The organism is Shewanella sp. S23-S33 (assembly GCF_043359565.1).
In the GTDB taxonomy this organism is placed as follows: Bacteria; Pseudomonadota; Gammaproteobacteria; order Enterobacterales; family Shewanellaceae; genus Shewanella; species Shewanella oncorhynchi.
The window spans coordinates 1-25664 of the sequence record NZ_JBHFFD010000007.1 but is presented as its reverse complement, the minus strand read 5'-3'; the positions used below and the strand labels follow the sequence as shown (position 1 = coordinate 25664).

General features: G+C 44.2%; 25 protein-coding genes and 1 tRNA gene. 10 read left to right on the top strand and 16 right to left on the bottom strand.

Features of this window, described 5'->3' with window-relative positions; translation table 11 throughout:
- Positions 1 to 20: 20 nt before the first annotated feature.
- The 5 genes from ACHA99_RS01100 to ACHA99_RS01080 all read right to left on the bottom strand — a co-directional run bounded on the left by ACHA99_RS01100 (position 21) and on the right by ACHA99_RS01080 (position 6723).
- The gene (locus ACHA99_RS01100) at positions 21 to 2048 is read right to left on the bottom strand and encodes a DNA phosphorothioation-associated putative methyltransferase (protein ID WP_393940491.1); all 2028 of its coding nucleotides are present in this window, start codon (positions 2046 to 2048) and stop codon (positions 21 to 23) included.
- A 7-nt stretch (positions 2049 to 2055) separates the two neighbouring features.
- Positions 2056 to 2646, bottom strand: coding sequence for a hypothetical protein (locus ACHA99_RS01095; protein WP_393940488.1), 591 nt, complete (start codon positions 2644 to 2646; stop codon positions 2056 to 2058).
- A gap of 528 nt (positions 2647 to 3174) precedes the next feature.
- Positions 3175 to 4065, bottom strand: a complete 891-nt coding sequence (locus ACHA99_RS01090; protein WP_393940485.1) for a DMT family transporter — start codon at positions 4063 to 4065, stop codon at positions 3175 to 3177.
- A gap of 692 nt (positions 4066 to 4757) precedes the next feature.
- Positions 4758 to 5258: a peptidylprolyl isomerase gene (locus ACHA99_RS01085; RefSeq protein WP_113939585.1), complete on the bottom strand. Its 501-nt coding sequence runs from the start codon at positions 5256 to 5258 to the stop codon at positions 4758 to 4760.
- Between the two features lie 61 nt (positions 5259 to 5319).
- Positions 5320 to 6723 carry a DEAD/DEAH box helicase gene (locus ACHA99_RS01080; RefSeq protein ID WP_393940482.1) on the bottom strand — a complete coding sequence of 468 codons (1404 nt, stop codon included), beginning with the start codon at positions 6721 to 6723 and terminating at the stop codon, positions 5320 to 5322.
- A gap of 310 nt (positions 6724 to 7033) precedes the next feature.
- Between ACHA99_RS01080 and ACHA99_RS01075 the strand changes: the two genes are divergently transcribed.
- Positions 7034 to 8806: a DUF885 domain-containing protein gene (locus ACHA99_RS01075; RefSeq protein WP_393940479.1), complete on the top strand. Its 1773-nt coding sequence runs from the start codon at positions 7034 to 7036 to the stop codon at positions 8804 to 8806.
- A 251-nt stretch (positions 8807 to 9057) separates the two neighbouring features.
- On the opposite strand, the gene ACHA99_RS01070 is transcribed toward ACHA99_RS01075, so the two are convergent.
- Positions 9058 to 9378, bottom strand: a complete 321-nt coding sequence (locus tag ACHA99_RS01070; RefSeq protein ID WP_028760093.1) for a hypothetical protein — start codon at positions 9376 to 9378, stop codon at positions 9058 to 9060.
- Positions 9379 to 9598: 220 nt separating this feature from the next.
- Here ACHA99_RS01070 and ACHA99_RS01065 point away from each other — a divergent pair, with 220 nt between their 5' ends.
- From ACHA99_RS01065 to ACHA99_RS01055, 3 genes are read left to right on the top strand one after another with little or no spacing between them, the layout of a single operon-like run.
- On the top strand, positions 9599 to 10093 hold the full coding sequence (locus ACHA99_RS01065) for a putative 4-hydroxy-4-methyl-2-oxoglutarate aldolase (protein WP_028760092.1): 495 nt from the start codon (positions 9599 to 9601) through the stop codon (positions 10091 to 10093).
- A gap of 57 nt (positions 10094 to 10150) precedes the next feature.
- The gene (locus tag ACHA99_RS01060) at positions 10151 to 11977 is read left to right on the top strand and encodes an AsmA family protein (RefSeq protein ID WP_263186747.1); all 1827 of its coding nucleotides are present in this window, start codon (positions 10151 to 10153) and stop codon (positions 11975 to 11977) included.
- Positions 11977 to 12597 (top strand): BsuPI-related putative proteinase inhibitor, encoded by a 621-nt coding sequence (locus ACHA99_RS01055; protein WP_263161005.1) that lies wholly within the window; start codon positions 11977 to 11979, stop codon positions 12595 to 12597. Before ACHA99_RS01060 ends, ACHA99_RS01055 begins: the two co-directional genes overlap by 1 nt.
- A gap of 124 nt (positions 12598 to 12721) precedes the next feature.
- Here the strand turns inward: ACHA99_RS01055 and ACHA99_RS01050 are convergent, their stop codons facing one another.
- A complete protein-coding gene (locus ACHA99_RS01050; protein ID WP_393940474.1) occupies positions 12722 to 14269 on the bottom strand; it encodes a LysM peptidoglycan-binding domain-containing protein in 1548 nt (515 codons plus the stop codon).
- A 232-nt stretch (positions 14270 to 14501) separates the two neighbouring features.
- Positions 14502 to 15293: a hydroxyacylglutathione hydrolase gene (gene gloB / locus ACHA99_RS01045; RefSeq protein ID WP_393940470.1), complete on the bottom strand. Its 792-nt coding sequence runs from the start codon at positions 15291 to 15293 to the stop codon at positions 14502 to 14504.
- A gap of 154 nt (positions 15294 to 15447) precedes the next feature.
- On the opposite strand from gloB, the gene ACHA99_RS01040 reads away from it, so the two are divergent.
- The gene (locus ACHA99_RS01040; protein WP_105252336.1) at positions 15448 to 16185 is read left to right on the top strand and encodes a class I SAM-dependent methyltransferase; all 738 of its coding nucleotides are present in this window, start codon (positions 15448 to 15450) and stop codon (positions 16183 to 16185) included.
- 33 nt (positions 16186 to 16218) lie between these two features.
- Positions 16219 to 17127 (top strand): LysR substrate-binding domain-containing protein, encoded by a 909-nt coding sequence (locus tag ACHA99_RS01035; RefSeq protein ID WP_105252337.1) that lies wholly within the window; start codon positions 16219 to 16221, stop codon positions 17125 to 17127.
- 147 nt (positions 17128 to 17274) lie between these two features.
- Here the strand turns inward: ACHA99_RS01035 and rnhA are convergent, their stop codons facing one another.
- Positions 17275 to 17745, bottom strand: a complete 471-nt coding sequence (gene rnhA / locus ACHA99_RS01030) for a ribonuclease HI (protein ID WP_006081489.1) — start codon at positions 17743 to 17745, stop codon at positions 17275 to 17277.
- 70 nt (positions 17746 to 17815) lie between these two features.
- Between rnhA and dnaQ the strand changes: the two genes are divergently transcribed.
- The 3 genes from dnaQ to ACHA99_RS01015 all read left to right on the top strand — a co-directional run bounded on the left by dnaQ (position 17816) and on the right by ACHA99_RS01015 (position 20396).
- Positions 17816 to 18544 (top strand): DNA polymerase III subunit epsilon, encoded by a 729-nt coding sequence (dnaQ, locus tag ACHA99_RS01025; RefSeq protein ID WP_173245144.1) that lies wholly within the window; start codon positions 17816 to 17818, stop codon positions 18542 to 18544.
- A gap of 10 nt (positions 18545 to 18554) precedes the next feature.
- A complete protein-coding gene (locus ACHA99_RS01020; protein ID WP_393940463.1) occupies positions 18555 to 19928 on the top strand; it encodes a TIGR03503 family protein in 1374 nt (457 codons plus the stop codon).
- A 391-nt stretch (positions 19929 to 20319) separates the two neighbouring features.
- Positions 20320 to 20396: transfer RNA gene (locus ACHA99_RS01015), tRNA-Asp, on the top strand.
- 144 nt (positions 20397 to 20540) lie between these two features.
- Here ACHA99_RS01015 and ACHA99_RS01010 read toward each other — a convergent pair.
- The 7 genes from ACHA99_RS01010 to ACHA99_RS00980 all read right to left on the bottom strand — a co-directional run bounded on the left by ACHA99_RS01010 (position 20541) and on the right by ACHA99_RS00980 (position 24930).
- On the bottom strand, positions 20541 to 21404 hold the full coding sequence (locus ACHA99_RS01010; RefSeq protein ID WP_330147004.1) for an OmpA family protein: 864 nt from the start codon (positions 21402 to 21404) through the stop codon (positions 20541 to 20543).
- Positions 21404 to 21967 carry a DUF4398 domain-containing protein gene (locus ACHA99_RS01005; protein ID WP_393940460.1) on the bottom strand — a complete coding sequence of 188 codons (564 nt, stop codon included), beginning with the start codon at positions 21965 to 21967 and terminating at the stop codon, positions 21404 to 21406. The genes ACHA99_RS01010 and ACHA99_RS01005 overlap by 1 nt, the downstream gene beginning before the upstream one ends.
- 203 nt (positions 21968 to 22170) lie before the next feature.
- Positions 22171 to 22347, bottom strand: a complete 177-nt coding sequence (locus ACHA99_RS01000; protein WP_263161017.1) for a hypothetical protein — start codon at positions 22345 to 22347, stop codon at positions 22171 to 22173.
- Positions 22348 to 22695: 348 nt separating this feature from the next.
- Positions 22696 to 23463 (bottom strand): Crp/Fnr family transcriptional regulator, encoded by a 768-nt coding sequence (locus ACHA99_RS00995; protein ID WP_393940456.1) that lies wholly within the window; start codon positions 23461 to 23463, stop codon positions 22696 to 22698.
- Positions 23464 to 23585: 122 nt separating this feature from the next.
- Positions 23586 to 24284, bottom strand: a complete 699-nt coding sequence (locus tag ACHA99_RS00990; protein ID WP_219250480.1) for a Crp/Fnr family transcriptional regulator — start codon at positions 24282 to 24284, stop codon at positions 23586 to 23588.
- Positions 24285 to 24388: 104 nt separating this feature from the next.
- Positions 24389 to 24730, bottom strand: coding sequence for a BON domain-containing protein (locus ACHA99_RS00985; protein WP_028760077.1), 342 nt, complete (start codon positions 24728 to 24730; stop codon positions 24389 to 24391).
- Between the two features lie 38 nt (positions 24731 to 24768).
- Positions 24769 to 24930, bottom strand: a complete 162-nt coding sequence (locus tag ACHA99_RS00980; RefSeq protein ID WP_081729035.1) for a DUF3309 family protein — start codon at positions 24928 to 24930, stop codon at positions 24769 to 24771.
- A 285-nt stretch (positions 24931 to 25215) separates the two neighbouring features.
- On the opposite strand from ACHA99_RS00980, the gene ACHA99_RS00975 reads away from it, so the two are divergent.
- Complete coding sequence (locus ACHA99_RS00975) at positions 25216 to 25635, top strand: PRC-barrel domain-containing protein (protein WP_028760076.1); 420 nt, start codon at positions 25216 to 25218, stop codon at positions 25633 to 25635.
- Positions 25636 to 25664: the final 29 nt, after the last annotated feature.

The window sequence follows — 25664 nt, the reverse complement described above, 5'->3', positions numbered from 1 at the left end:
AGTTTGTTATTTTCAATTGCTCATACTGCATGGGTTGATACGATTTGAAACCCCTGAATACGCTTAGATGTTTCGCTAAGTGCTTGTTCAAATTCGGCTCTGGTCATTAAGGTTTCTTCGGTGTTTGTTGTTCCAAGTAGTTTTGCTAGACGTTTATCAAAGCTTTGCTGCTTTTGAAGATGATTGCTGTGTTGGTGGAGATAGAGTGAGCGATTTAACAAAGGCGGTCGCTTTGCTTCATTAATGTAGTCAAAAAAGTCGATTTCCTGCTCGGCCATTTTTATTTTCACGCGTTCCCTTAGAAAGGGGACTGATTTTTCAAAGTCATCATAACCTGTGAGCGTGAGCTTGCCTGAGGTGATATGGATTTTGATCAGGTCAATGTCGTCTAATTCACCATAGAGCTGTAGCCCTGCACCAACATAAACCCTGAGGAGTAACGGGAGTGCTGTGATATGACTCTTGTGCAGAATTATCGAGTGTCCAATGTTAAGTAACGAGGCGGGTAAGCACTGATGTGCTTCATTACAGGCTTGTTCAATCGCTGCAGTATCGGCAATTTTAAACAACAGCTCTGAAGCTTGCCTTAGCGCGGTTTGATGTTCGCCAAAAAACACTTTGATATCCCGCTTTATATTTTCAGGTAGCTGCGTATAGGGTTTGCGTTTTTCAAATTGGGCCATCGCAAAAAATAGCAGCAGGTCTTGGGTGCGTTGCTCTACTGCTTGGTCGTATTCTTCTTGTCCTTGTATCTCAAGTAGAATTCTTAGGGCTTTAGCTGGCGTGCCTACAATGGTTTTAAGGTTGGTAAGTTGTTCAAATTCATCCGTTTGGGGTAGTCTGCCAAGGTCGAGTACCGTTTGCCAAAATGCTGCAAATAACGCTTGGTGTTTGGCAACTAAAAGACGCGCCTTATCACCTTGCGTAATGCTCGGAGGGCTGGAGAGTTGCTTCCATTGTCGGTTACGGCGATAACGGCGAGATAAAAATTGTTGTTCTTCAACCTTATCTTTAAAAATGTAAAAAATGCCAGGCGCGATTGCGATGGCACTTTCATCTAAACTGCGCTCGATAAAAGATTTTATTTCAGCTTGCTGATAGTACTTTTGGAAGGTGTTACGGCTGGTGATGACGCCATCTTTGTAGGGCGTAAATTGAGCAATAAACTCATCATTGGCAAGCATCACGCTGACAACTAGCAGTTTTTCTGTTAATTCCCAGGCACCGAGTAAAGCCTCTAAGCGTTCGTGTTTATCTTCAATCACATTGAGTACAAACCCGAGGTTGACTATGGCGGCTGACGTTTTTTCACCTTCAGGAAAATGATTTGGGTCCCAACCGAATGCATCTAAACCATGGCATTGTAGCTCGCGAAGATCATCGCCTCGTCCGCAGCCGTAATCGAATAGTGAGTAATTGCCGTTAAGAAATCCGTGTTTTGCTAATGATTTCATTGGTGACGAAAGTGAATGGCGTACCAATGCGGTTTTATGGCGGTCGATGTCGTGTTGATCAGTTTCGGGCAACATTGAGGCCCTAAATAATCGTCCATCCATTAATACGTAACCATGTTTGGTTATGTGCGCTTCCCAAGAGCTTTTAAATCCAATAAGCCGCGTGTTTTCATATAAACCTGCTGTTTCCCCTTCAACTGTAATCATCTTAAAGGTGTTGTAATGCGGGTTATCCGCTAACACCAAAAGTTCTTTACGGTGCAGGATGGGTGGATTGTCAGAATCACTATAGTCAACCACTCTGTGACTGAGTTTACCCAAGTCAACACTGATACTTGAGTTGAGTGCCGGATAGGCGTCAGTGTAAAAAGTGGGGTAATTGAGCAGTGATAGCGCAAACTGACGCCTTGAAAGTTTGATGATGTTCCAGGCGTTATTATCGATTTTAAGCGCACCTGCAACTGCCAAGGCAAACTGATAGAGCTGGGCGTTTTCAATCGCAAGCGTATCTCGATGTAAGTAAATGGCTTCGGGGAGCTTTTTGCCCACAGATAAGGCTTCGACATCCTGTAAAAATGCAGTTGCTGTTATCATTTTCACCTCATTTTTTGGGGAGTGTTATTAGCGCATCTAGGGTGAGCTTTTTAGGTATACGTCTGTTATTAATTGTATTTAACCAAATGATTTGCGAACTTTTTTCTGGGCCAATACTAATGTGGATGGGTTTGTCATTTCCATAATAATAAAGTCGATCAAAGGGTAAATAGCTCGTGGCCCAAATTGCAACAGCTTGCGATGAGGTGTTGTTTACCCGTAAATCAATTGCTGCACCAAGGCGAGGGCAGATAGGCTTGCCCTTGGTATTAAGCTCATAGGCGGCATGTTGGTCTAACGTGGGTGCTATTCTTGGGGAAGGATTTTTGCGGATTAAACTTCTAAGTTGTTGCCCACAAAATCCAAACGTGAGTTGTACTGGGCCAAAGTGGTTTGTGATAGGGTCGAGTATTTCTTGTGCGAGCTTTTTGTAGGCTTCCCAGCTTTGCGTTTGCATGGGCAGGTTATCACATTTGGTCTTGTGCCAAGTTTCACCACAGTGAAATAAATCACTAAATCGATAGTAACGGCTACAGTATTCGTCAAGTTTTTCATTTAGCGTTTGAAGTGATATCTCACTTTTCAATTGCTGGGTCACGGTGATTAGTCTGTTGTTTTATTCCTTTGCTATCAGAATCAATGTTGCGGATTAATTTTGCAAACATCTTTTCAAACTTAGGTCATTTCTTATGCCATTTATCTTTATTAGAACGGAGATAAAGTTACAATTAATGTCCAAACTTGAAAAATTTAGTTGAATTAATGGAAAAATCAACTAATGTAAATTGTCTTAAAATACAAAGAGTTGTGAAGTCATTCCTGTTCGCTGATTGGGAACCTGCTTGGAGGCGTATCTTATTGTTCTCCATACAGTTTATGATGATGGAATAAAGTAATGCTTAAGGTAATGCCAAATGTAATGCTAATATTTTAAATTATATATTTATATATTTTTATCAACATATTACGTTGCTAAGTAGACTCCCTCTCTCATTAAAGCAAAGGGAATCAGTATCTTACTGGTTCCCTTTGTTGCATCTGGGCAAAATTGCCGTTTTGTTCTCCTTCAGTGTCCTTGGTAAAACCAAGCATTTCTGCCACTCGATTAGCTATTTTTTGCGAGTCCTTAGGTTTTTGCCGCATTATGCATGTTATTCGTCGTCATTCTTTTACGCGCTTGAACTAAGGTATAGCCGCCACTTAATACTATGAGTAGGCTTCCCAGAATAGTCAGCAAATCTGGGGATTCTCCAAATATAAATATTCCTAAAGCTAAGGCAAAGAGTAAACGTGTATAACGAAAGGGACTTACCACCGATACATCTCCAGTGCGCATAGCTATTGTCAGCGCATTATAGGCAACTACACCAAAGACGATTGCTCCAATTATTTGTATTGCTGCGGTAGCACTAAACTGTATTGCTTCATTTTGGTAAATCAGTATCGCTAAGCCTGTAGGAATCAACACAAAAAAACCATACACTCCAAGCTGCATATTAGATAACACGGGAGAGGCTGCGCGTGTTGCTAAATCGCGTCCTGCAAAACCTAAGGTAGCGATAACGGCGAATAAAGATGTGGCCTCAAAACCATCAAGTCCTGGACGAATGATCATCAGCACGCCCATAAAACCAATCAATACTGCAAGCCATCTCTTGTGACCCACTTGTTCACCGAACAACAATGCCGCGCCAAGCATGGCGATTAAAGGTGTGGCTTGCAAAATAGCGGATGCACTTGAGAGTGGCGTTAACGTGATGGCTAAAGCAAAACAGAATCGGCCGACGATTTCACATAGTGCACGTACCAATATGGGGGGAGACAAGACTGCAGGATGAAGTACAGTTTCACCCTTTCGCCAGGTTAACAGTATAAAAATCAACATTCCACCTAGGCCAAATAGCGCTAAAATGAGGCCGATAGAGGTGGTTTCTGCTGCGGATTTGATCAGCATGTCTTCAATAGAAAATGCTGCCATCGCAGCAACCATAAACAGACTACCTTTTCTATTATTCAAAATAAATTCCCTAAATGCTTAGACGCTATCTCTAGTCAAAAATTTTGTCATGAGAGTTCTGGTTTCATCAACAAAGGCACAGAAGTTACGATATAGCTCATTAGAATCCAATAGAAACATCATTTTCTGATCACTATAGCAAGCTTTCTCTGCTTATCTGAATAGGGTTCGTAGCTTAAGTTAACAATGATTCTGGCTTAAAAATAAATAGGGATAATAAGCATTAGCAAGAAACGATAATAGATACAGAAATGGTTTTTTTATCTATATCAGATGGCAAGTTAAGCCTCTTTTTACCATAAGGATTATGGTTGGTGTATTGTTTTAATATTATCAACTTGTGCGGCTAGTCTAAGATATTGATGTCAGGTATGTGCTGCTGTTTTTTCAGCTTTTATGATGAATAACATTGTTTGAAAGAGGGCTATATTGTTTGAAAGAAGCCTATATTGTGAGGTTAATTTTATATTTAGTAGTCTTAAGTCAATAATGGGAACGATTAAATAATCCATCAGTTGATTTTACACTAAGTGATTTTGTATTGGGGACTTAGTGTTTTTAGGTTTATATAAAATGAATTTGCGTTGAATAGTACGGGAAAGTTAACTAAATAACTTTGGGGAAATGATTAATCGCTCAACTAAAACTGAGCGATTAATCATATTAACGAAAAAATATTATTGTTTTAAAAATTAACTTTGGATATTAATCGTTACTTTCTCGATGACGATAGGTTCACGGGGCACGTCTTCGTGGCCAGCGACCGTGGAGGTTTTGACTTTCTCAATTTGCTGGATAACGTCCATTCCCGCCGTAACCTTACCAAATACCGCGTAGCCCCAACCGTTATTGGTGGTGGCAGTATGGTCTAAAAAGTCATTATTGGCTGTGTTGATGAAGAATTGCGCGGTGGCCGAGTGAGGCGCATCGGTGCGAGCCATAGCGATTGTGCCTATGGTGTTACTTAGGCCTTTGTTGGCTTCGTTAACGATAGGCTCGTGGGTTGGTTTTTCCTTCATTTTTGCGGTAAACCCGCCGCCTTGGATCATAAAGCCTTTGATCACTCGGTGAAAAATCGTGTGTTCAAAGAAGCCTTCTTCACAATAGCGGACAAAGTTTTTTGAACTGACAGGCGCATGTTCAAAATCGAGTTCTATAGTGATGTCGCCTAGATTGGTGCTAAATGTAATCATGCTAATATCTTCTATCTTAATGAGTTTTTATATCTAATAAGTCACGACTTGTACTGAGTTATTACTTAGTTTTAGGGCCGCTATTCCACGGATTAAAGGGCGCGCTGTGACCTGTTGTCTCGTTACCATTGTCAGTCTGAATAGATTGCGGCCGTGTTACATTGGCTTTAACCTCTGGCTTTGATTTCGCGCTGCGATGCTTTTTCGCATGGGTGGTTTCAAAGGAGCCTTCTTTCGCGGGGCGCGAGGATCTGGCCTCAGGTGCCCGGGCTTTAAAGGTTTTTGGCGTAGTATTTTTGGGCACAAAATCGAGAATAGACACAGGCACTTCTTTGTTCGGCACAAAGCCTTCAATTTCTTTACGCACTATGAGGTGACCTAGACGCCGCTCGATAGCACATAGATTCCTAAAATCATCTTTAGAAACAAAGGAGATGGCTTCGCCGCAGGCGCCTGCACGACCGGTTCGGCCAATACGGTGAATATAATCATCGGCTTCATCGGGCAAATCATAATTGACCACACGGGTGAGGGCGTCGATATCGATACCGCGGGAAGCAACGCCAGTCGCGACTAAAAAGCGTAGTTTGCCAGATTTGAAATCCACTAATAATTGCTCGCGTACCGCTTGGCTGCGACCGCTGTGAATGGCTTCGGCGGCAATGCCACGTTTTTCGAGTTGGCTAACCAGTTTGGCGGCGCCTTGTTTCGTCTGGATAAAGATCAGTGCCTGTTCCCACGCTTGTTCAGTGATGAGTTTGCTTAACAGGGCCGACTTTTTATCTTTATCGACAGTGATCAACCATTGGTCGATTTGCGGTGCATTTGCGCTGTCGCGGGCAATTTCAATTTCGACAGGGTTTTCAACCGCTGTTTTCGCTAAAAAGCGCACTTGCTTAGATAAGGTTGCCGAAAACAACAGATTTTGGCGTTCTGTTGGCAGACGTTCTATGATCTTATTGATGTCTTCGATAAATCCCATATCGAGCATTCTATCGGCTTCATCTAGGACTAATACCGAGATTTCATCGAAATGAATCGCTCTTTGGGTGTACATATCGAGCAATCTACCGGGTGTTGCCACCAGAATATCGACGCCTTCAATAAGACGCTGTTTCTGCGGTGTGGCATCCACGCCACCATACATGGCCATAGACGTCAGCGGCAGGTATTTTGCGTACTTGGCAATATTGTCTTCTACCTGAACGGCCAATTCGCGGGTTGGCGTTAAGATTAATGCACGAACGCGTTTAGCACGGATTTTCGGCATGTCGGCGAACATTTGCAGTATTGGCAACACAAAACTGGCGGTTTTACCTGTACCTGTTTGCGCGCCAGCAAGCAGGTTTTTGCCTTTCAAGATCACCGGAATGGCTTTTTCTTGGATCGAAGTAGGTTGTGAATAGCCGAGCTCAGTGATGGCTCTTAAAATCGGATCGCTTAATCCAAGTTTGGAAAATGGCATTGAATGTCTCAGGTAAAGGGTCAGGTCAATAATGTATAAGCAAACTGTTACGCTAAAGCATGAACAGTGAAGCAGGGCGATATTATAGCAGGAGGTGAAACAGAATAGGCGATTATCATTATTTGTGTGTGTTTGGTAAAGAGGGGCTTATACGTCGAATAGGCGAATGATAGGCGGTAAAATATTGAGAACTTACAATTTTGTAACCGGGCATGTATTCATGGCTAACATAGCTGCAATTATTGGGGCAATATGATTAACTGAGGTAATTTTTGTATGCCTGATAAATCTTAACAAAGGACCCATAATAATGAAAAAAAACGCTATTTCCCTTGCGATAGTGCTATCGCTGGCCAGCCTTGCTGGTTGTCAATCCCATACGAGTCAAACTGCGCCCGTAGTCGCACCTGAAGTTAAAGCCCACTCATTTGAGCAATTTTCAGCATCCTTTATTGATTCATTGTGGGAATTATCACCGACTTGGGCCTTATACAGTGGCAAGCATGTTAACGATGGTTACCTTGAAATCCCCGATGCAGCAGGTCGAGCAAAGACCTTAGCGTTTGTGAAAGCGCAGCAAGCGCAATTGACTCAGTTCGAGCAAAAGTCGCTAACGCCGAATGAGCTGATTGATTACCATCTGATCGACAATTTACTCGGTAGCATGGCATGGGAAATTGACAGTTTTAAATCCTGGCAGTGGGATCCTTCAAGCTACAACGTATCGGGCGGTTTTGCCCAAATCATCAATGAAAATTTCGCTCCATTAGATGACAGATTACGTTCGGTATTAGCGCGTTTAGAAAATGTGCCAGCTTATTATGCTGCCGCGCAGGCGAACATTAGCAAACCAACATTGGAGCACACTGAGTTAGCAGTGCTGCAGAATCAAGGTGCATTTTCGGTTTTTTCCGATGACTTATTAAAACAGGTCGCGGACTCTGGTTTGACTGATGCGGAAAAAGCGTTATTTAAAACGCGTTTCGATACGGCAACTGCCGCGATTAACGGCCATATCGCTTGGTTAGACAAATTAGTGGTTCAACTTAAAAAAGATGGGGCACGTAGTTTTAGAATTGGCGAGGCGTTATATGAGCAAAAATTTGCCTTTGATATCCAAGCGGGGATGACGGCGAAACAGCTATATCAAAAAGCCGTAGCCGATAAAGATCGTGTTCAAGGAGAAATGGCTAAAATTACCGATAAGTTATGGCCTAAATATTTTACTACGCCAAAGCCTGCTGACAGTAAGCTCGCCATTCGCCAATTAATCGATAAATTATCGACTCAGCATGTTCAGCGCGATGAATTCGTGAATGAAGTGCGTAAGCAAATTCCAGAGCTGATTGAATTTGTAAATAAGAAAAAACTAGTCACATTGGATCCTAAAAAGCCACTCGTTGTCCGTGAAACGCCCGAATATATGCGTGGTTATGCCGGTGCATCAATTAGTGCGCCTGGACCCTATGAGAAGTCAGGTAATACTTATTATAACGTGACGCCGCTCGATGGCATGAGTGATGAGTCTGCCGAGAGTTACTTACGTGAATATAATCACTGGATCCTGCAAATCCTCAATATTCATGAAGCCATCCCAGGGCACTATACTCAACTCGTTTACTCTAATCAATCTCCGAGTTTAGTGAAAAGTTTATTTGGCAATGGCGCTATGGTTGAAGGTTGGGCGGTTTATACCGAGCGTATGATGTTAGAAGAAGGCTATGGCAATTTTGAGCCTGAAATGTGGTTGATGTACTACAAGTGGAATTTACGTGTTATCTCTAACACGATTTTAGATTACAGTATTCATGTGAAAGGCATGACCGAAGACCAAGCTATTGCCCTGATGATGAATGAAGCCTTCCAACAGCAAGCTGAAGCTGAAGGCAAGTGGCGCCGTGCGACTCTTAGTCAAGTACAATTGACGAGTTACTATTCAGGTTATCGAGAAATCTATGATTTCCGTGAAGAATACAAAAAATCGCAAGGTAAAGATTTTGACCTTAAAACCTTCCACGAAACATTCTTGAGTTATGGTAGTGCACCAGTGAAATATATACGCCAATTAATGCAGAGCAAATAAGTTCGCATATTAATATAAATCAGCAGAGCTCAGGCTCTGCTTTTTTATGCTAAATCGCTAGACAGGTATAGTGTGAGCTTAACATAAGTTGGCATTGTTACTTATGAAATGAAACCGTTAACACTGTGCGAATAATGATAAGCCGAAAATTCTGCCATATAACCGAAAAAGTATATATTTCGTTATATGGCATATGCAGATGCTAATCAAACAATTTAACTGCGTGGTGATAGAGCACAATGGCGATAAACTTACTTCTTAGATTTAGATGATGCCATCAGCGCTAATACTTCATCGTAAGAAATGTTAAATTCTCTCGACAAGTTAATGATTTTTGTTTTGTAGGTTTGAATATTCTCTTGCTGAGCTAATTGATGTTTCTTTTCTTCAACTAACTCATTAACGGTTTCTTGTAATATCAATAATCGACGTAAACTATAGTCGAGAGATTTAATATATTTACCCATTTGTTGCTTGTTACGTGCTTGCTCAAGATCCGTTGAGACTTTCTTATCATATCCATACTCATCAAGAGCTGCGATTGCGCTCTGTAAATCAAGATCAGTTGTCATTTGGTTTTCGCTTTATAACAAAGAGGTGTGGGAACAAATGTATGAAACTTTAAAGAGTGTCATAGGACGTTAACTATCGCAGATTATAATGCTTATGCCAATATACACCAAGCCTTTGCACGTTAAAATGAAATAAAAAATTCCGCTGATTTTTGCTTTGACCTTGTCGGGGTCTACAATAATGAGTAGTCTAAAGTTATAGACTATCATGGAGATTCAAATGCTTGATCTACTACCAGATTTATTCGACCACTATCCGTCTAAATTACAGTTACTTCCCCTTGCATTTAAACCCTTTGGTGGTAAACGGCTCTTCTGGGGCGAGATAGTCACAGTAAAGTGCTTCGAGGATAATTCAAAGGTAAAAGAGATACTTGCACAGGATGGGCATGGAAAAGTGCTCGTTGTCGATGGCGGCGGTTCTCTGCGCCGCGCACTATTAGGTGACCTCATAGCGCAGAGCGCCTTAGATAATGGTTGGCAAGGGATAGTGATTAATGGTTGTGTTCGCGATGTGGCGAGATTAAATACTTTCAGCTTAGGTGTCTTTGCCTTAGGGGCTATGCCGATAAAAACCGAAAAGTTAGGTCAAGGCCAAATTAATGTGGCTGTCGATATGGGGGGCGTGACGGTTAAGCCCGGTATGATGCTCTATGCTGATGAAAATGGTATTGCAGTAAGTGATGAAATGTTGAACTTTGCATTTTTAAATTAACATTTCTAAATGCATTAGTTGCTATAAATTCAAGTTGTTTTTGATAAGGATATTTATATGAAATTCATTAAGTGGCTCTTAGCCTTAATGGTGACGCTCATTCTTTTAGTTACCGTTTATCTCACCGTCTTTTTCGACCCTAATGATTTTAAACCTGAAATAGTCGATGCCGTAAAAAAACAAACGGGTCGTGAATTAGTCATTACTGACGATTTATCTTGGACATTTTTCCCTGTCATAGGTATTAATTTAGGAGGGGTGTCTTTATCTAACCCTGAAGGCTTTACGCCTAAGGCTATGTTAGAAGTCAAAAAAGCCGTTGCTGAAGTGGCGCTAATGCCATTGTTTAGTCAGAAAATTGAAATTGCAGAATTGAGTCTCGATGGCGCAACGATCAATTTAGTCACCCGTAAAAATGGCACTAGCAGTTTCGATGGGTTGAGCGGCGATAATAGCCCAAAAACTGCGTCTCCAGCTGCCGCCGAATCTTCATCGAATGCCAAACTTAACGACATTAATATTGGTGGCATTTCTATCACCAATACCCAAATTAATTTGATTGACGAAGCTAATAAGCAGACTCAAGTCTTTACCTTAAGTAGCTTCACCCTAGGTGAGTTTTCCTTAGATAAATTTGCGCCTATCGCCTTTGAATTCAGTGCAACTATGCCGGATATGACGATAAGTAGCGAAGCTAAAGGTGAACTAAAACTCAGTCGAGACTTTAAACAACTCGTTATCAATGGGCTGAAAATTGATACTGTGGTGGAAGGTGAGAGTATTCCGAACAAGAAACTCGAAACATCTGTCAGCTTAGCAACTCAAATCGCCCTTGATAAACAGCAATTGTCCGTCGATATTGCGCAGCTTACCGCGGCGAGCATTACCGCTGCGGGTAAAGTTGGCGTGAATTACGCCACAAAAATTCCGCAAATCAATGCTGATTTTCAAGTCGGCGATATTGATTTAGATACGCTGTTACCTAAAACAGAGGCCACCGCCACCGCTGAACAAGCGCCAGCAGCAAACACTCAGGCAGTTGAGCCTGATCTCTCAGCCCTTAAGCAGCTTGATGTAAAACTCAAGTTGACTGTTAAGTCTATTAAGGTCGCGAATCTGTCGACTCAAAATTGGTTAATGGATGTGGGCATTAAAAATGGCGTGTTAGATCTGACGAAATTGAATGCGGATTTATATCAAGGTCAGTTGCTGGTGAGCGCTCAGGTTGATGCTCGTCAAGCAGTGGCGAGTTATCAATTTGATAAACAAGTGACGGGCGTACAAATTCGTCCTTTGCTGAAAGATGCGGCGGATGTGGATTTATTGGCCGGTACAGCCAACTTTGATGTGAAGGGGAAAGGTAAGAGTTTGATCCCTGAGCAGTTAAAGAAAAACTTGTTAGCGAATGGTCATTTTGATATTAATGACGGTGCTCTATACGGGGTAAATATTCCACAGATGATCCGCAGCGCACAAGCTAAGTTAAAGGGCGACTTATCGCCAGAAACGAAGGCGGAGCGCAAAACTGACTTCTCGAGTCTGACGGGCAGTTTCTCGTTGGATAATGGCGTTGCCACGAATCCAGATCTTGCCTTGTCTTCGCCTTTACTGCGTTTGGATGGTAAAGGCACTGCGAATTTATTGACTGAAGCCTTGGACTACAGACTAACCGCTAGCCTAGTGAATTCATTGAAGGGTCAGGGTGGTAGCGACAAAGATGCGCTGGCTGGAGTTGACATTCCGTTGGCGATTACAGGCACTTTCCAAAAACCTGAATATGCTTTGGATACTAAAGCCTTACTGAATAATCAGCTAAAGGAAGAAACCGACAAAGCTAAGGAAAAATTAAAAGACTCCTTATTGAAAAAACTAGGCGGTTTTTAATGGTTGCTTCAACGCGTTACGCATTACTTGTTTGCGCGAGTGCTTTTGTCGGCGGGCAACTTGTTGGGTGCTCGGCGCCCGAAGCCGCTGACACGAGTCAGTCAACCAAGGGGGAGACTACAACAGCTGCGGCCGTTCAGCCTGAGATTATTCGCGCTGCCGATCTGGCGCTCGATGTTTCTGGGCTTAAAAGCACTCCGACATTAAAGGCTGAACCTGTGATGGCAGAAAAGGCACAAGGCTTGCTTCGCGGCGAATTAACTCTAGAACCTTTTATCGATTTTAAGCAGCCGGTTAAGGCGACATTGACTGTGACAAATCCACAAACCTATGCAGTCGGCCTACGTTATAACTCTGGGATGACGGCGGATTTGTGGTTGGTAACGCAAGAGGGCAAACGTCTGTGGGCTTGGTCGGATGATATGATGTTTACCCAAGCATTACGTGATAGCCAATTGGCGGCAGGGAAAGTGATCACGACTTCATTTAGTATTCCGCCTAAAGCATTTGCAGGAATACCTGCAGATGGTGCTCGCTTAGAAGCGCATTTTGCCGCTAAAGCATTAGAGTCTGATGCCGTTGTTATGGCGCCTGTTGTTTTATTATTGACGATGGAATAACGTCGCCTCTCATAATAGAAAAAGGCAGCAATCCGATAGGGTTGCTGCCTTTTTGTTATCTATGGCTCAATTTTGCTTAGGATTTATAGCACTAATCCGTTCGAACTATGTGCCAGTTTAGTCCCTACGCACTCAACTTAGTTTCATCAACCACTAATTTGATCACTTGGCCTGGTTGTAAATACTGTGATTGCGCTAGGCTATTCCACTCGAGTAGCTCGGCAACAGTTACGTTAAATTTATTGGCGATACGGGCAAGTGAATCACCGGATTTTACCTTGTAACTAACAGTACGAATTTGTGCGGTTTGCTCAAGCTCCTTTGGTGCTAAGATCACTAACTTCTGACCGTTTTGTAGCTTGCTATTCTTAGCCAATTTGTTCCAAGTGCTGAGTTGTTTCACCGTCACTTTATGGGCTTGGGCTATTTCTGAGAGTGTGTCTCCTGACTTAACCTGATAAGCAATTTTTGTTGATTCAACTGCAGCATGTGATTTTTTCGGCAATTGCTGCTGAGTTGACAGGGCATAAAGCTGCTTGTCTTGCGCATCGACAGGAATAATCAAATGCTTGCCTGCGACGATTGTGTTGCTTTTCATGCCGTTGGCGGCGCGAATAGCGGCAACGGTCGTATGGTGCTGCGTAGCAATCTTGCCAATGCTATCGCCAGATTTGATCGTGTAACGTAACCAGCTGATCCTATCTTCGGTTTCTGTTTCAGCGAGCGCTTTTTTAAATTCTTCCGATTTATCAATTGGTAGCACTAAGGTGTGCGGACCAAGTGGCGACGTAGCCCAGCGGTTATAACCTGGGTTGAGTTTTTGTAACTCAAGCGTGGTCATATTGGCAAAACCTGCCGCCATGGCTAAATCAATTTGGCTATCAATATCAACCACTTCAATAGTGGGATTGTTGTCAATTGGCGCTAAAGAAATACCATATTCATCAGCGTGTTTAATGACTTCTGCCAGTGCGAGCAGTTGCGGCACATAGCGCTCCGTCTCTCTGGGCAAATCCAATGACCAAAAATCCGTTTTTAAGCCTTTTTTCTCGTTACGTTTGATTGCATTGAGCACCCGTGATTCACCCGAGTTATAGGCAGCAATAGCATAAAGCCAATTGTTATTGGTTTTATCGTAGAGGTATTCCAGCATATCGAGCGCCGCAGTCGTTGATGCGGGGACATCACGGCGACCGTCATACCACCAGTTCATTTCTAAACCGAAATGACTGGCCATAGGTGTGGTAAATTGCCACAGACCCGATGCCGCGCCAGTCGATGATGCGGATGGATCAAAGGCGCTTTCAATTATGGGTAACAAAGCTATCTCAATAGGAAGATGACGCTTTTCAAGTTCTTCTACAATCATGTACATATAAGGTGCAGCACGTTCCGAGATGATCGCCAGATGCTGTGGATTTTTGATGTACCAATCACGGTATTGATTCACCAATTTTTGATCTGGAACCGGTAACTGCATGCCCTGACGAATTCGCTCCCACACATCGGTAATTTGCGCCGATGGAGCCTCGGTTGCGAGGTAATATTCTGGGACTGTATTTTCGGTTGTGACGGCTTCAACTTCTGTTTGGTTAACGCCATGGTTGTCTAATGTTTGACAGCCTGTGAGTAGGGCAAATCCCCCTACAACAACATAAAGTGATACTCTCATTGAAAACGGTAGTCCTCTGTTAGTGCATCGCTTTTCTTTATAGTAACAGTATGTTTTATATGAAGATAAAGACGACGCAGCGCGCAAAGTTTTCACGCAAAACGAGCCATTCTATGGGATCTTTTCGATCTTGTCCCTTAATTATCGTACATAATGTAAGGCCATTTTTGACTTACATCATCAAAAATGAGAAAAACTGTTTGAATTTCAATCTATAATATTGCTTTTGTGATCAAAAATTATCTTTCCACTGTCTGAGTAAGGTAAAACCGCTGAGTTCGTCTAAATTTGCGTGATTTAGACCGCTAAAATGCTGTTTTATGTTATCGACAATTTCAGTGTCGCTTGGGCGTAAAAAGGGATTGATGGCACGCTCTAAAGCGATGGTGGAGGGAACAGTCGCTTTGTCTTGGCGACGTAACTGCATCGCGCGTTCGTTATAGTCTTGGAGCTCGCGATTGTTGGGATTGACCGCGAGGGCAAATTTGAGGTTTGAAAGTGTGTACTCATGGGCACAATAAACCCGAGTGTCGGCGGGAAGCTGGGCAAGTTGCTGTAGTGAGTTGAGCATTTGCGCTGGCGTGCCTTCAAATAAGCGTCCGCAGCCGCCGCTAAACAGGGTGTCACCGCAAAATAAGGCATCTTCAACAATGTAGGCTATATGTCCTGCTGTGTGGCCTGGTACATCTAGGACTTGCAGATCAGCGCTGAGATACTTCAGTGTGAATTTGGGCTTGGATTTTGCGTGCAGTGGATGTGTTATGCCTTCGATCTTCTCATTATCTGGGCCATAAACCGTGAGTCTATTATGACTATAGGCTTGAAGCGCTGCTACGCCACCCGTATGGTCATTGTGGTGGTGGGTCAGTAAAATACCCGCTAGCGTGAGTTGATTGGCTTGCAGGTAGTCAATGACCACACTTGCATCGCCGGGATCGACAACATAAACCTGAGTATGGGGCTGTTGTTGTAACACCCAGATATAATTGTCATTAAAGGCTTTGATCGCTGTTATAGTGAGCATAGAACTGCCTATGTCTGTATTTCAATTTGAAGATGAAGGTATTATCCATGAGTGAACGGCCCTTGGCGACCTTTGCCGCTTTTGCCCTGTGGCAGAATGTTGGTCATCTTTGACCCAATTGGATACTTGTCTACCCAACTAACGGAGGAACTCTGTGTCGCATTTTAGTACTGAGCTCAAGCCCGAACAATGGAGTGACCTACCCAATGGTGAGGCACTACAGCAAGCCGTCGCTAAACAGCTTGAAGATTGGTGGCCAAGAGTCTTTGGTTATCATTTATTAAAGTTAGGGCCTTTGAGTGCCGAATTGTCGAGCATGGCATCGCCAGTCGCCCATCATTTTTCACTCTCGCCATCTAAAGGCGCCTCTATTGAAGGCGATTTTTGCCATTTACCCCTGCAGAATGCGGCGATAGATGCGGTGGTAATGAGTCTATTGCTCGAATTTGAACCCGATCCTTACCGTATTCTTCGCGAAACCGATAGGGTACTCATCGCCGGAGGCTATCTTTTTATCGTCGGTTTTAATCCCTTGAGTCCGGTATTTTTGGGTAAGTTATGGCCTAAATATCAGGATTGTCTTCCTTGGAATGGCCGTTTTTTTATGCCTTCGAGGGTGCGAGATTGGTTAGGTTTATTAGGTTATCAAGTGGTGGGGGATGAGCGTTTGGTCTATCACCCATTAATGGGCGAGTTTACCCAAGGTAGATTTTTTCAACAGAGTTTAGCGTCATGGCTTCCTAGCGCGGGCAGTTTGTATTTGATTGTGGCACGTAAACTCGAGTCGCCACTCACACCTATTCGCGATAAACGTAAGGTGCGGCAGACAAATTGGACCACGGCGCCGACCGCGGGTCGTTCGGGGCATTTATCAGAGCATTCGGAAAACTGATAAGCCATTTCCATTTTAAGTACAGGTTTTTATATGCGGATAACCTTAAGACAACTGGCAGTATTTGAGGCTGTGGCACGTAGCGGCCAAGTCGCGAAGGCGGCTGAACAAGTGAATTTATCACCACCGGCGACATCTATGGCCTTGGCTGAATTAGAAAAGCAGCTAAATGCCCGCCTATTTGAACGTATTGGCAATCGATTACAGCTTAACTCCCAGGGTAATTTACTGCTGCCATTGGCAACGGATCTATTACACCGTGTTGAACAAATTGAGCAGGCATTTACTTATCATGGTGGTGATCTGGTTGGGCGTTTAAGCATCAGTGCCAGTTCGACAATCGGCAATTATCTAATGGCGAAAGCCGCCGTGGCATTTTGTCAGCAACATACTCAAACCCATGTGGATGTGGCGATTACTAATACTCAAGATGTGATCCAAGCGGTTGCGCAGTTCCGCTCTGAAATGGGTTTTATTGAAGGCCATTGCACTGACAATCGTTTGAGTGTCGAGGCATGGCATAAGGATAGGCTGCTGGTGTTTTGTCATCCGGCGCATCCTCTGGCGGGGAAAGTGGTTAAACCTGCGGCGGTTAAAGGCCTGTCTTGGGTGCTACGTGAGGAAGGATCGGGCACTCGCGAATATTTTGTAAATGCCGCCAATGAGTTGGATATGCAGCCAGAGGCTAAATTCTGCTTTACTACGCCGGATGCGATTAAATTGGCCGTGAAACAAGGTGCTGGGCTTGGGGTGTTATCTGAGCTGGCGCTGGAGAAAGAAATCAGTCGTAAAGAATTGGCGTTAGTCACGATTGAGGGACTCGTACTCGAGCGGCAGTTTTATCGCATCACCCATAAGAGCCGTCAGGCGACATCCCTAGGTCAAGCTTTTGTGCTGTTTTGTGAGAATTTTTTCAATATTGCAGGTGTGGAACTGAAATAAACCGTTTGATAGCAATGGCTCATAAATAGTGAGCTGACAGTGAGATGAGTAGTGAAATAAATCATCACGCCCAAGTGCTTAACTTAGGCGTGATTGCATCGAACTTACTTTTTCGCACTTAGCGAGTTTACACTGAGTGGCACAGGGTTAAGGCTGATAACCTAAATCGGGTTGGGTTGGTTTAGATTCTGCTGCGGTGCGAGCTAACACATCGCAACGTTCGTTTTCGGCGTGGCCTGCATGACCTTTAACCCATTGCCAGTCGATAGTGTGCATCTGTGAGGCTTTATCTAATCGTTTCCATAGGTCAACGTTTTTGACTGGGGTACGGTTTGATGTCATCCAACCTTTTTTCTTCCAGCCATGGATCCATGTCATTATGCCTTGGCGCATATATTGGCTGTCGCTGGTGAGCACGACTTGGCAAGGCTCTTTCAAGCTTTCTAACGCTATGATTGGGGCTAACAATTCCATGCGATTATTGGTCGTGAGCGCAAAACCGTCGGACATCTCCTTTGTATGGCCTTTATAATTCATTACAATGCCATAGCCGCCAGGACCGGGATTGCCTAAGCAAGAGCCGTCGGTGAAGATGTGGATCAGTTTTAGTTCAGTCATCAAATTGTTACCATAGCCGGGAATTTCGGCCGAGTATAACTAAAAATTGTCATAAGAAGCGCATAAAAACATGAATATTATCTCTAATGCTAGCCGTCAGGTTATTTTAGATACCGAAACCACAGGTATGAACCAGGGCAGCGGCGCCATCTATTTAGGCCATAGGATCATCGAGATTGGTTGTGTGGAAGTGGTGAACCGTCGTTTGACGGGGCGTTATTACCACCAATATATCAATCCAGGTCAAGCAATTGATCCCGAAGCCATCGCCGTTCACGGTATTACCGATGAGCGCGTTGCTAAAGAGCCGCGTTTCCATCAAATTGCTCAAGAGTTTATCAACTTTATCGACGGCGCTGAAATCGTCGCCCATAACGCGAGCTTCGACGTGAACTTCATGGATCATGAGTTTTCACTGCTGCAGCCGCGTGGTCCGAAAACCGCTGATATTTGTCAGATCCTCGATACCTTAGAGATTGCTAAGTTTTTACATCCCGGCCAGAAAAACAATCTCGACGCGCTCTGTAAGCGTTACGGCGTCGATACCTCTCGCCGCGAGTACCACGGCGCATTACTCGATGCCGAGATCCTCGCAGATGTTTATCTGATCATGACTGGCGGACAGACAAAGTTTAATTTGTCTAATGAAGAAGCGGGGCAGGAAGCGGGGGGGATTCAACGTTTTGATCCGCAATCACTTAATCTTAAAGTGATTGGCGCATCGGCCGATGAACTGACAATGCATGAACAACGCCTTGATTTAGTCGCAAAATCAGGTAAATGCCTCTGGAGAGGATAGAAGAATTACTATGCCTATGTCGCGCCATAAACCCATTTTAGCTTTTTGCCTGCTTGCCACTACGCTGTTATTTAGTGTGGCGAGTGTATTGGCCGCTGACCTAGATCCCGCTAAAAAAGTCGTCAAGCCGCCCAAGGCTACGCCGATTGTAGGATTGGAGACGGCTTCCGAGCTTAAAAACCGTTTTCGTATTGATCATATGGTCGATAATATGACCTTATTAGTGGAGCGTGAATATGGCTCTGCGCCCGTGGTCATAGTGTTACCCGATGGCAGTAAATGGTATGCCAATCGTCATCCTGCAACCGTTAAGTGGGTTGATGGTATAACGGGCGATATTATTTACATTGAGTCACCACAGCCCGGACCTTGGCAGTTGGTGGGCAAGGTTGTCTCAGGTTCAACCCTTAAAAAGCTCTCAAAACTCGAAATCGAAGTCCAGCCTTTACCACAGCCAATCTTCCAAGGTGAGCAAGTTAAAATTGTCGCGCAGTTAATGGGTGACGAGCAGCGTGTGCGTATGCCTGGGTTAGATTATTTAGTCGAATGGACGGCACATTTTGTGAGTAAACATAAGGCGGGCGATGAAAACTTTGCCGCGGGTGACATTATTGTTGGTTCCTATAAAGACAATGGTGAAGATTACGATGAAAAACCCGACGATGGTGTATTTACCAGCAATATCAATATAAAGCAGCCTTGGGGTGATTATGAGTTTGTCGTGCAGGCACGTAATAATGTGTTTGAACGGCAGGTTTCATTCCCGTTTAAATTGTCACCTCGGCCAATTAATCTAGAAGTTATTACCCCTGACGATCCGCTAACAGGGCAATGGAAAGTCATGTTACACGTGGATAAGACAGTGTTGCAGCTGGCTGAGACGCATTTTTCCTTTGAGTTAGTCGGTCCTGCTGGCTTGCAACTGCCTTTGGTTGTTAATGGTCTCACTGAGCCTGACTCTGAATTAGATTTACCTACAGTGACAGAGTTTGGTAGTTATCGAATTAAAGGTTTTGTGGCTACGACGACTGTCACTGGTCGTGAAATCGTGCTGGATTTACCTGAGCTTTTCTTTAACTTAATTGAACCACCAGAACCACCACCAAGTGCCGAAGAGTTGGCTGCTGTTGCTGCACAAAAAGCGGCAGAGGAAGAAGAGCTTGCGAAGAAAGATGCGATGTTCTGGATCATTACAGTCAACGCTATCTTATTAGTCTTAGGCGTGGTGGGATTAATTGTGTGGCGTAAGCGCCAAAGTTTGGCGCAGGCCTTAGCTGCCGCGGAGTTACGTTTATTGAATGAAGCATCTGCAAATCCACCCGCAGCGCCTTCATTAGATGAAATCGATCTCACTATGCCAGATGAGGCAGATAAAGACCGTTAGCCAAGCGTTGCTTAATGTGTTTGATTTATGACTTTGAACTGGAACGTTGCAGCGATATTTGGGATATAAATCAAGGTTTGCAATTGACTTGGCTTTTTTTTAATCAAATGATAAATCGAAGTAAAAAAACGGTTGACGCCTGCAGGGCTCAACCGTATTATTCTTCGCATCTTAAGCAGAGCCTTGATAAGTGTGTTGAATTATCGTTCTGTTTTAACATCAGCGGCCTGTCACGCTGGGGTTAGCGGGTTAGATACCTGTGAAATACTTGGATATGGAAAAATTTGGAGCGGTAGTTCAGTTGGTTAGACTATCGTTTTAACATCAGCGGCCTGTCACGCTGGGGTTAGTGGGTTAGATACCTGTCAAATATTTGGATATGGAAGAATTTGGAGCGGTAGTTCAGTTGGTTAGAATACCGGCCTGTCACGCCGGGGGTCGCGGGTTCGAGTCCCGTCCGCTCCGCCAAATTGCAAAAGCCCCATCGAAAGATGTGGCTTTTTGCTTTTTACTGATCTCCTTAATTTCTGCGCTGTTCATCTTATTAGCGATGAGACTCGATTCAAATGTCAGCAAGGATCACGCTGAAATCTTAATATGATTAAGTGATAGCTACTGTGGAGCCTGTGCGGTGTCGGTGAGGATGACTTCAACCCGACGATTTTGCTGGCGGCCACTGGCGGACTCATTGTTGGCAATAGGTGAGCTTTCACCTTTACCTAGGCTACTGAGCCGATTGGATTGGATCCCTTTTCCCTGTAAAAAATGGCTAACACTATCAGCTCTTTGCTGCGATAAACCCAGATTGTATTGTTCACTGCCTACGCTATCTGTATACCCCTCAATCATGGCACCACGCGCGGGATACTTGTTCAGAAAGTTTGCTAGGTTGGTTAGATGTTGACTGGTCGATGACTTAAGATCCGCTTTGGCAGTGTCAAATAAAACATCACCTAAGGTTACGACCCAACCACGTTCTGACTGACGGGCATTCAGCAATGTGAGTTGGGCTTGCAGTTCGGTCGTTTCCTGGCGCGCATCTGCAGCATCAGCACGGGCTAGGCGCGCATCTTGATGGGCTTGATTGGCCTCTGTGGTGCGAGCATCCAATCTGGCGTCATCGCGTTTTTTGGCGAGGACTTTGTGTTGATCTTCGGCAAAGCGGCTCTGCGCTTGAGCTAAGGCAATATTGACTTTCTTATCAGCAACAAACACTAGGTGCTGTGATTGTTGCTCATCTTTTACCGGTTGTTCAGCAGCGCGAACGGCTTCTTCAGCTTGTTTAATGGCAGCAGGGGCTAAAATTGCCAGTTCATTATTCGCTTGCAGTTTATTAAGTTCTGTACGGATATCACCGATGCCTTCAGCTATTTTGGGCGTACTGCTACAAGCTGCTACAGTGGTTAGGAGTAGGCTATATGCCAGTATATGGCTAAAACGTAAAGGCAGACCCGATGAAACGATAGGTTTTTTCATTACTGAATTCCTCCTGAACGGCGCAACATTTCTTGCTGCAGAATGCTGATATTGTTTTTCATTTCATTATTGACGCTATTGGCTTGTGCCAGCTCAGCGCGAGCTTGGGCCAATTCGGCCTCAAGGCTCGCCTCTATGGCGTAACGATCGGCGCTGACAGTGTCCATATTGAGTAATGCGCTGCTTGCAGATTGAAGTTTAAGTCTGGCCTGTGCCAGTTCATTTGAGGCATATTGGCCGACTCTTGCTTGCTCTGCGCGGGCAATGGTGTGTTCAGCCCGTTCCATTTCTGCGGTCTTCGTCAATGGCGTTGAACTGCAGCCCACGAGCGCTGTTGCAATACAACCTGCCAATAAGAAGTGCTTGGCTCGCTGTAGACCGATTGGATATTGCTGTGGTTGTTGATTTTTATTGATGTTCATTTGAAATTCCTTTCTCGGAAACAGTGCACCGAGTGTGGTCTTTAGGTTTGTTATTCCACCATGCACAGTCAATATGCTGGTGAATAGCCCCATTTTTGAGTCAGTTGGTATGGTGAGTAATTTGACGCCACGGAAATTCATGATCTACTCCTCTGAGTTAAAGAGGGCCGACACAGTAAGGATTGCATCGGCTTGAGCTAAACGCAGTGTGTTACTGCAAGGTTTAGTTTTTGCACTTAATCAATGAAACTTTTCCCTGTTTGTTCGTCACGTCCTAGTCTAACGAGTGATGATTTGGCTCTTTTTCAGTCCAGTTACCTTCCTTGTCGTTTGATTTAAGTTCTTCAACCTCGCTTATTGTGTGTGCTTTTACTGGTATCCACGTCTTGTTTAGCTTTATCTGCAACTGTGGTTTTGATCATCTGACGGTTGCGGGCTACGACGGGAGGATTGGCTTTGTTGGTGTTGGAATTCTGTGCATCGTTATCGATGGATTTATGTTGTTCTGTGAATTTTTTCATATAAACCTCAAGTAACCCGGTGTAGTGCAAGAGTGCATGACCTGCTAAATATTGAACGTCTGTGCGTTAGCGCGCATGGGATTAGTGATGGCAATATTGGCCGCTCGGCACGTTTTTTGTTTGCTGGGTGGGTCGATACAGTCAATAGTAATGCATTGATTATAAGGGTAATATTTCGGATATTAGGCTGCATCAGTTTGCGCCATGTTGGCGTGTAGGGTTGATGACTGCCTGTTTTGTTTATGCTCTGCAGTACCAGTGTGGGTTTAGTACTGAAGTGGCATATGGGATAACGATAGAATGGCTGTTGTACGAGTGGTCTAGCCATCCGTTATGTGCACAGTACGTTTATGTTTGCTGCGCTTGTTGAGGTGGCATCAGCCGTTCTGATTCCTGTCTAACGACCGTGTAACATTCACAACAGGTTTGTTCTAGTAACGCGCGATCGACCACTTCAATATTCCCACGACTGTAATTGATTACCCCCATGCGTTGCAGTTTGCCTGCCGCATCGGTGACACCTTCACGGCGTACGCCGAGCATATTGGCAATCAATTCCTGTGTCATCAGCACGCGATCATCGGGCAGCCTATCTATCGAAAGTAGTAACCAACGACACAGTTGCTGTTCAATACTATGGTGTCGATTGCAAACCGCGGTCTGGGCCATTTGGGTCAGTAGCACCTGACTGTAACGCAGTAACAGATGGAGCAGAGCGCCATGACGGTTAAATTCGTCTTTAAGCCGCTGACCAAACAAGCGATAGGCAACGCCAGCACTTTGCACAACAGCGCGACTCGTGGTGCTTTCTCCTCCCATAAACAGGGCAACGCCGACCATACCATCATTGCCAACGACAGCAATTTCAGCGGATGCCCCATTTTCCATCACATATAGCAGCGAAATAATCGAGTCCAGCGGGAAATACACATAACGCTGCTTTGAGCCTGCTTCACAGACTACTTGTCCGAGTTCTAATGGAACCAGTTCCAGATGCGGGAAGATACGTTGTTTGACTTCTTCTGGCAATTCACATAACAACCGATTGGATTCTGGCGGGAAGTGAGTTTCCGGTGGCGGTCGCTCTGATACAGATTTCAGTTTTAGTGTGTCCATTATGATAGCGTGTCCTTGTTTGGTGATGTCGCTAACTCAGGTTACAGCGAGAAACACCTATGCTATGTACGGTAGCGAACATAATGGCAGGTTTTTTGAATCGTTGAGCGGAAAATATGCACTTAAGTGCGCATTGAGTGATAGCAGCTACAGCATCGGGCAAGTAGAGCTTGCCGATCAAGAATATGTAATCGCCCACGATTATATGAAATGCTGCCGCGGGTCTGTAAATTGCCTGCGGCCTCGGTAATACTGCTTCGCCTAACACCCAGCATGTCGGCTAAAAATTGATGGGTTAGATATAACTCATCAGTCTGAATTCGGTCGTGACTCATTAGCAACCAACGTGCTAGCCGAGACTCAATGGAGTGAAAATGGGCACAGACTGCATTTTGTGATAATTGGCATAACAAGGTGTATAGATAAGTCTCTACTATTTGCTTCAGATTGGTATTTTGAGCGAGTAAGTTTTCAAAGGTTTCAATGGGGAGCCGCCAAGCTTGACCAGAACCTTGGATTATCGCCTCTGAAGGCACTTGCCGAGTGCCCAACAAGGTTGTCGCCCCAAGCATACCTTCGTAACCAATCAAACCCATTTCCAATGCCGGATGTTTGGGGAGTTTAGCAATCAAAGAAATAAAAGCCGTTAAGGGAAAATAGACATATTGATATGACTCGCCAGGCTTGCACAGTAAGTCGGCAAAGTTAAGTTGGACTAATTCAGCTTGCGATAATAAATCTGCTTGTTCCACCACTGGCAGATGTCGGATTAATCGGTTCTGAATTTGTGGGGCTAATGTGTCTTGGTGTTGAGTGGGCATAGCGGTTCAACCTGTGGTGGCATTGACTTGGCACCAGAAAATCTGCTGCAAAAAGAAGGGCCGCAGCATCAGAACGGGGCTGCGGAATGATGGAGATTAAATGACTAGTTTTTTAGTTGCGGTGAAGGTGCGCCAGATTTTAGTTGCATATCGTTTTTGACTGAAATAACGCCGGGGACTTTGCTTGTTAGTTTTACCGCAGTATTGATATCTTCACGCGATTTAACAAACCCGCTGAGCTGGACCACGCCTTTAAAGGTTTCAACATTAATCTCGGCCACACTTAAGTTTTTATCACCTAAAATGGCAGCTTTCACTTTGGTGGTGACCACACTGTCGTCTAAATACTCGCCAGTACCTTCTTTGTTGTATGCAGAACTGCAACTGGCCACGGCGACTAAGCCTAGAGCCAGCAGGAAGATACTTAACATTTTAATTGTTCTCATCAGATTATCCTTTTTGATAAAGAGTAAAAATGGGGGCATTAGCTAACGCGTCCCGTTAACAGCAATATAATCAGCACCAGTAGCACTATGCCTATAAGTCCACCAGGACGATAACCCCAGTTTCGGCTATGGGGCCAAGTGGGGAGCATGCCGAGAAATAACAAAATTAAAATAATCAATAAAATAGTCGCAATAGACATGGCTAATCTTCCTGATACCGGGGCAATTTTGCACTGGGTAACATGAGTCTGTGCCGTAGCAAATGGGATGTCGGTACGGTGTCGCACTTACAGGGATCTGACGAGTCGATGTGTTTATATTCGCATTACCTGATAAGCGGTATGCCGAACAGAGCGAGTGATTGTAGAGATGCATACTCTAATTTATGTCCAATGACGGACATGTTCAATTCGAAACCAACGTTTGGTATTTCACTTATTCCGTTGTCCAATTTCATGGGCTGCGCTAATAAAGAGGTCAACAAAATGAATTATCATGATCGCGATGTTTACGGTATTTACAACAATCCACAGTTCGCTTCTCCATCATTGGCACAAGGACCCGGCCCATATCTGATGGGCGCTGAAACACTGATCGGCAATAATGTTGTTAATAATTCTGGTGAAACCTTAGGGGATATCAAAGAAATTATGCTTGAAGTGGAAACGGGCCACGTCGGGTATGCGGTACTGTCGTTCAGTACTTATTTTGGTTTTGGAGAAAAGCTGTTTGCAGTGCCTTGGAAGATGCTGACACTTAATCATGAGCAAAAATGTTTTGTCATGGACATATCATTAGAGCGACTCAAAACGGCGCCGGGTTTTGACAAAGGCCATTGGCCCAATATGAAAGATGTTGAATGGGAAAACGAACTGCACGATTACTACGGTAGCCGTAGGGATTAATGGTGTTAAGCAGGGGATTTATCCCCTGT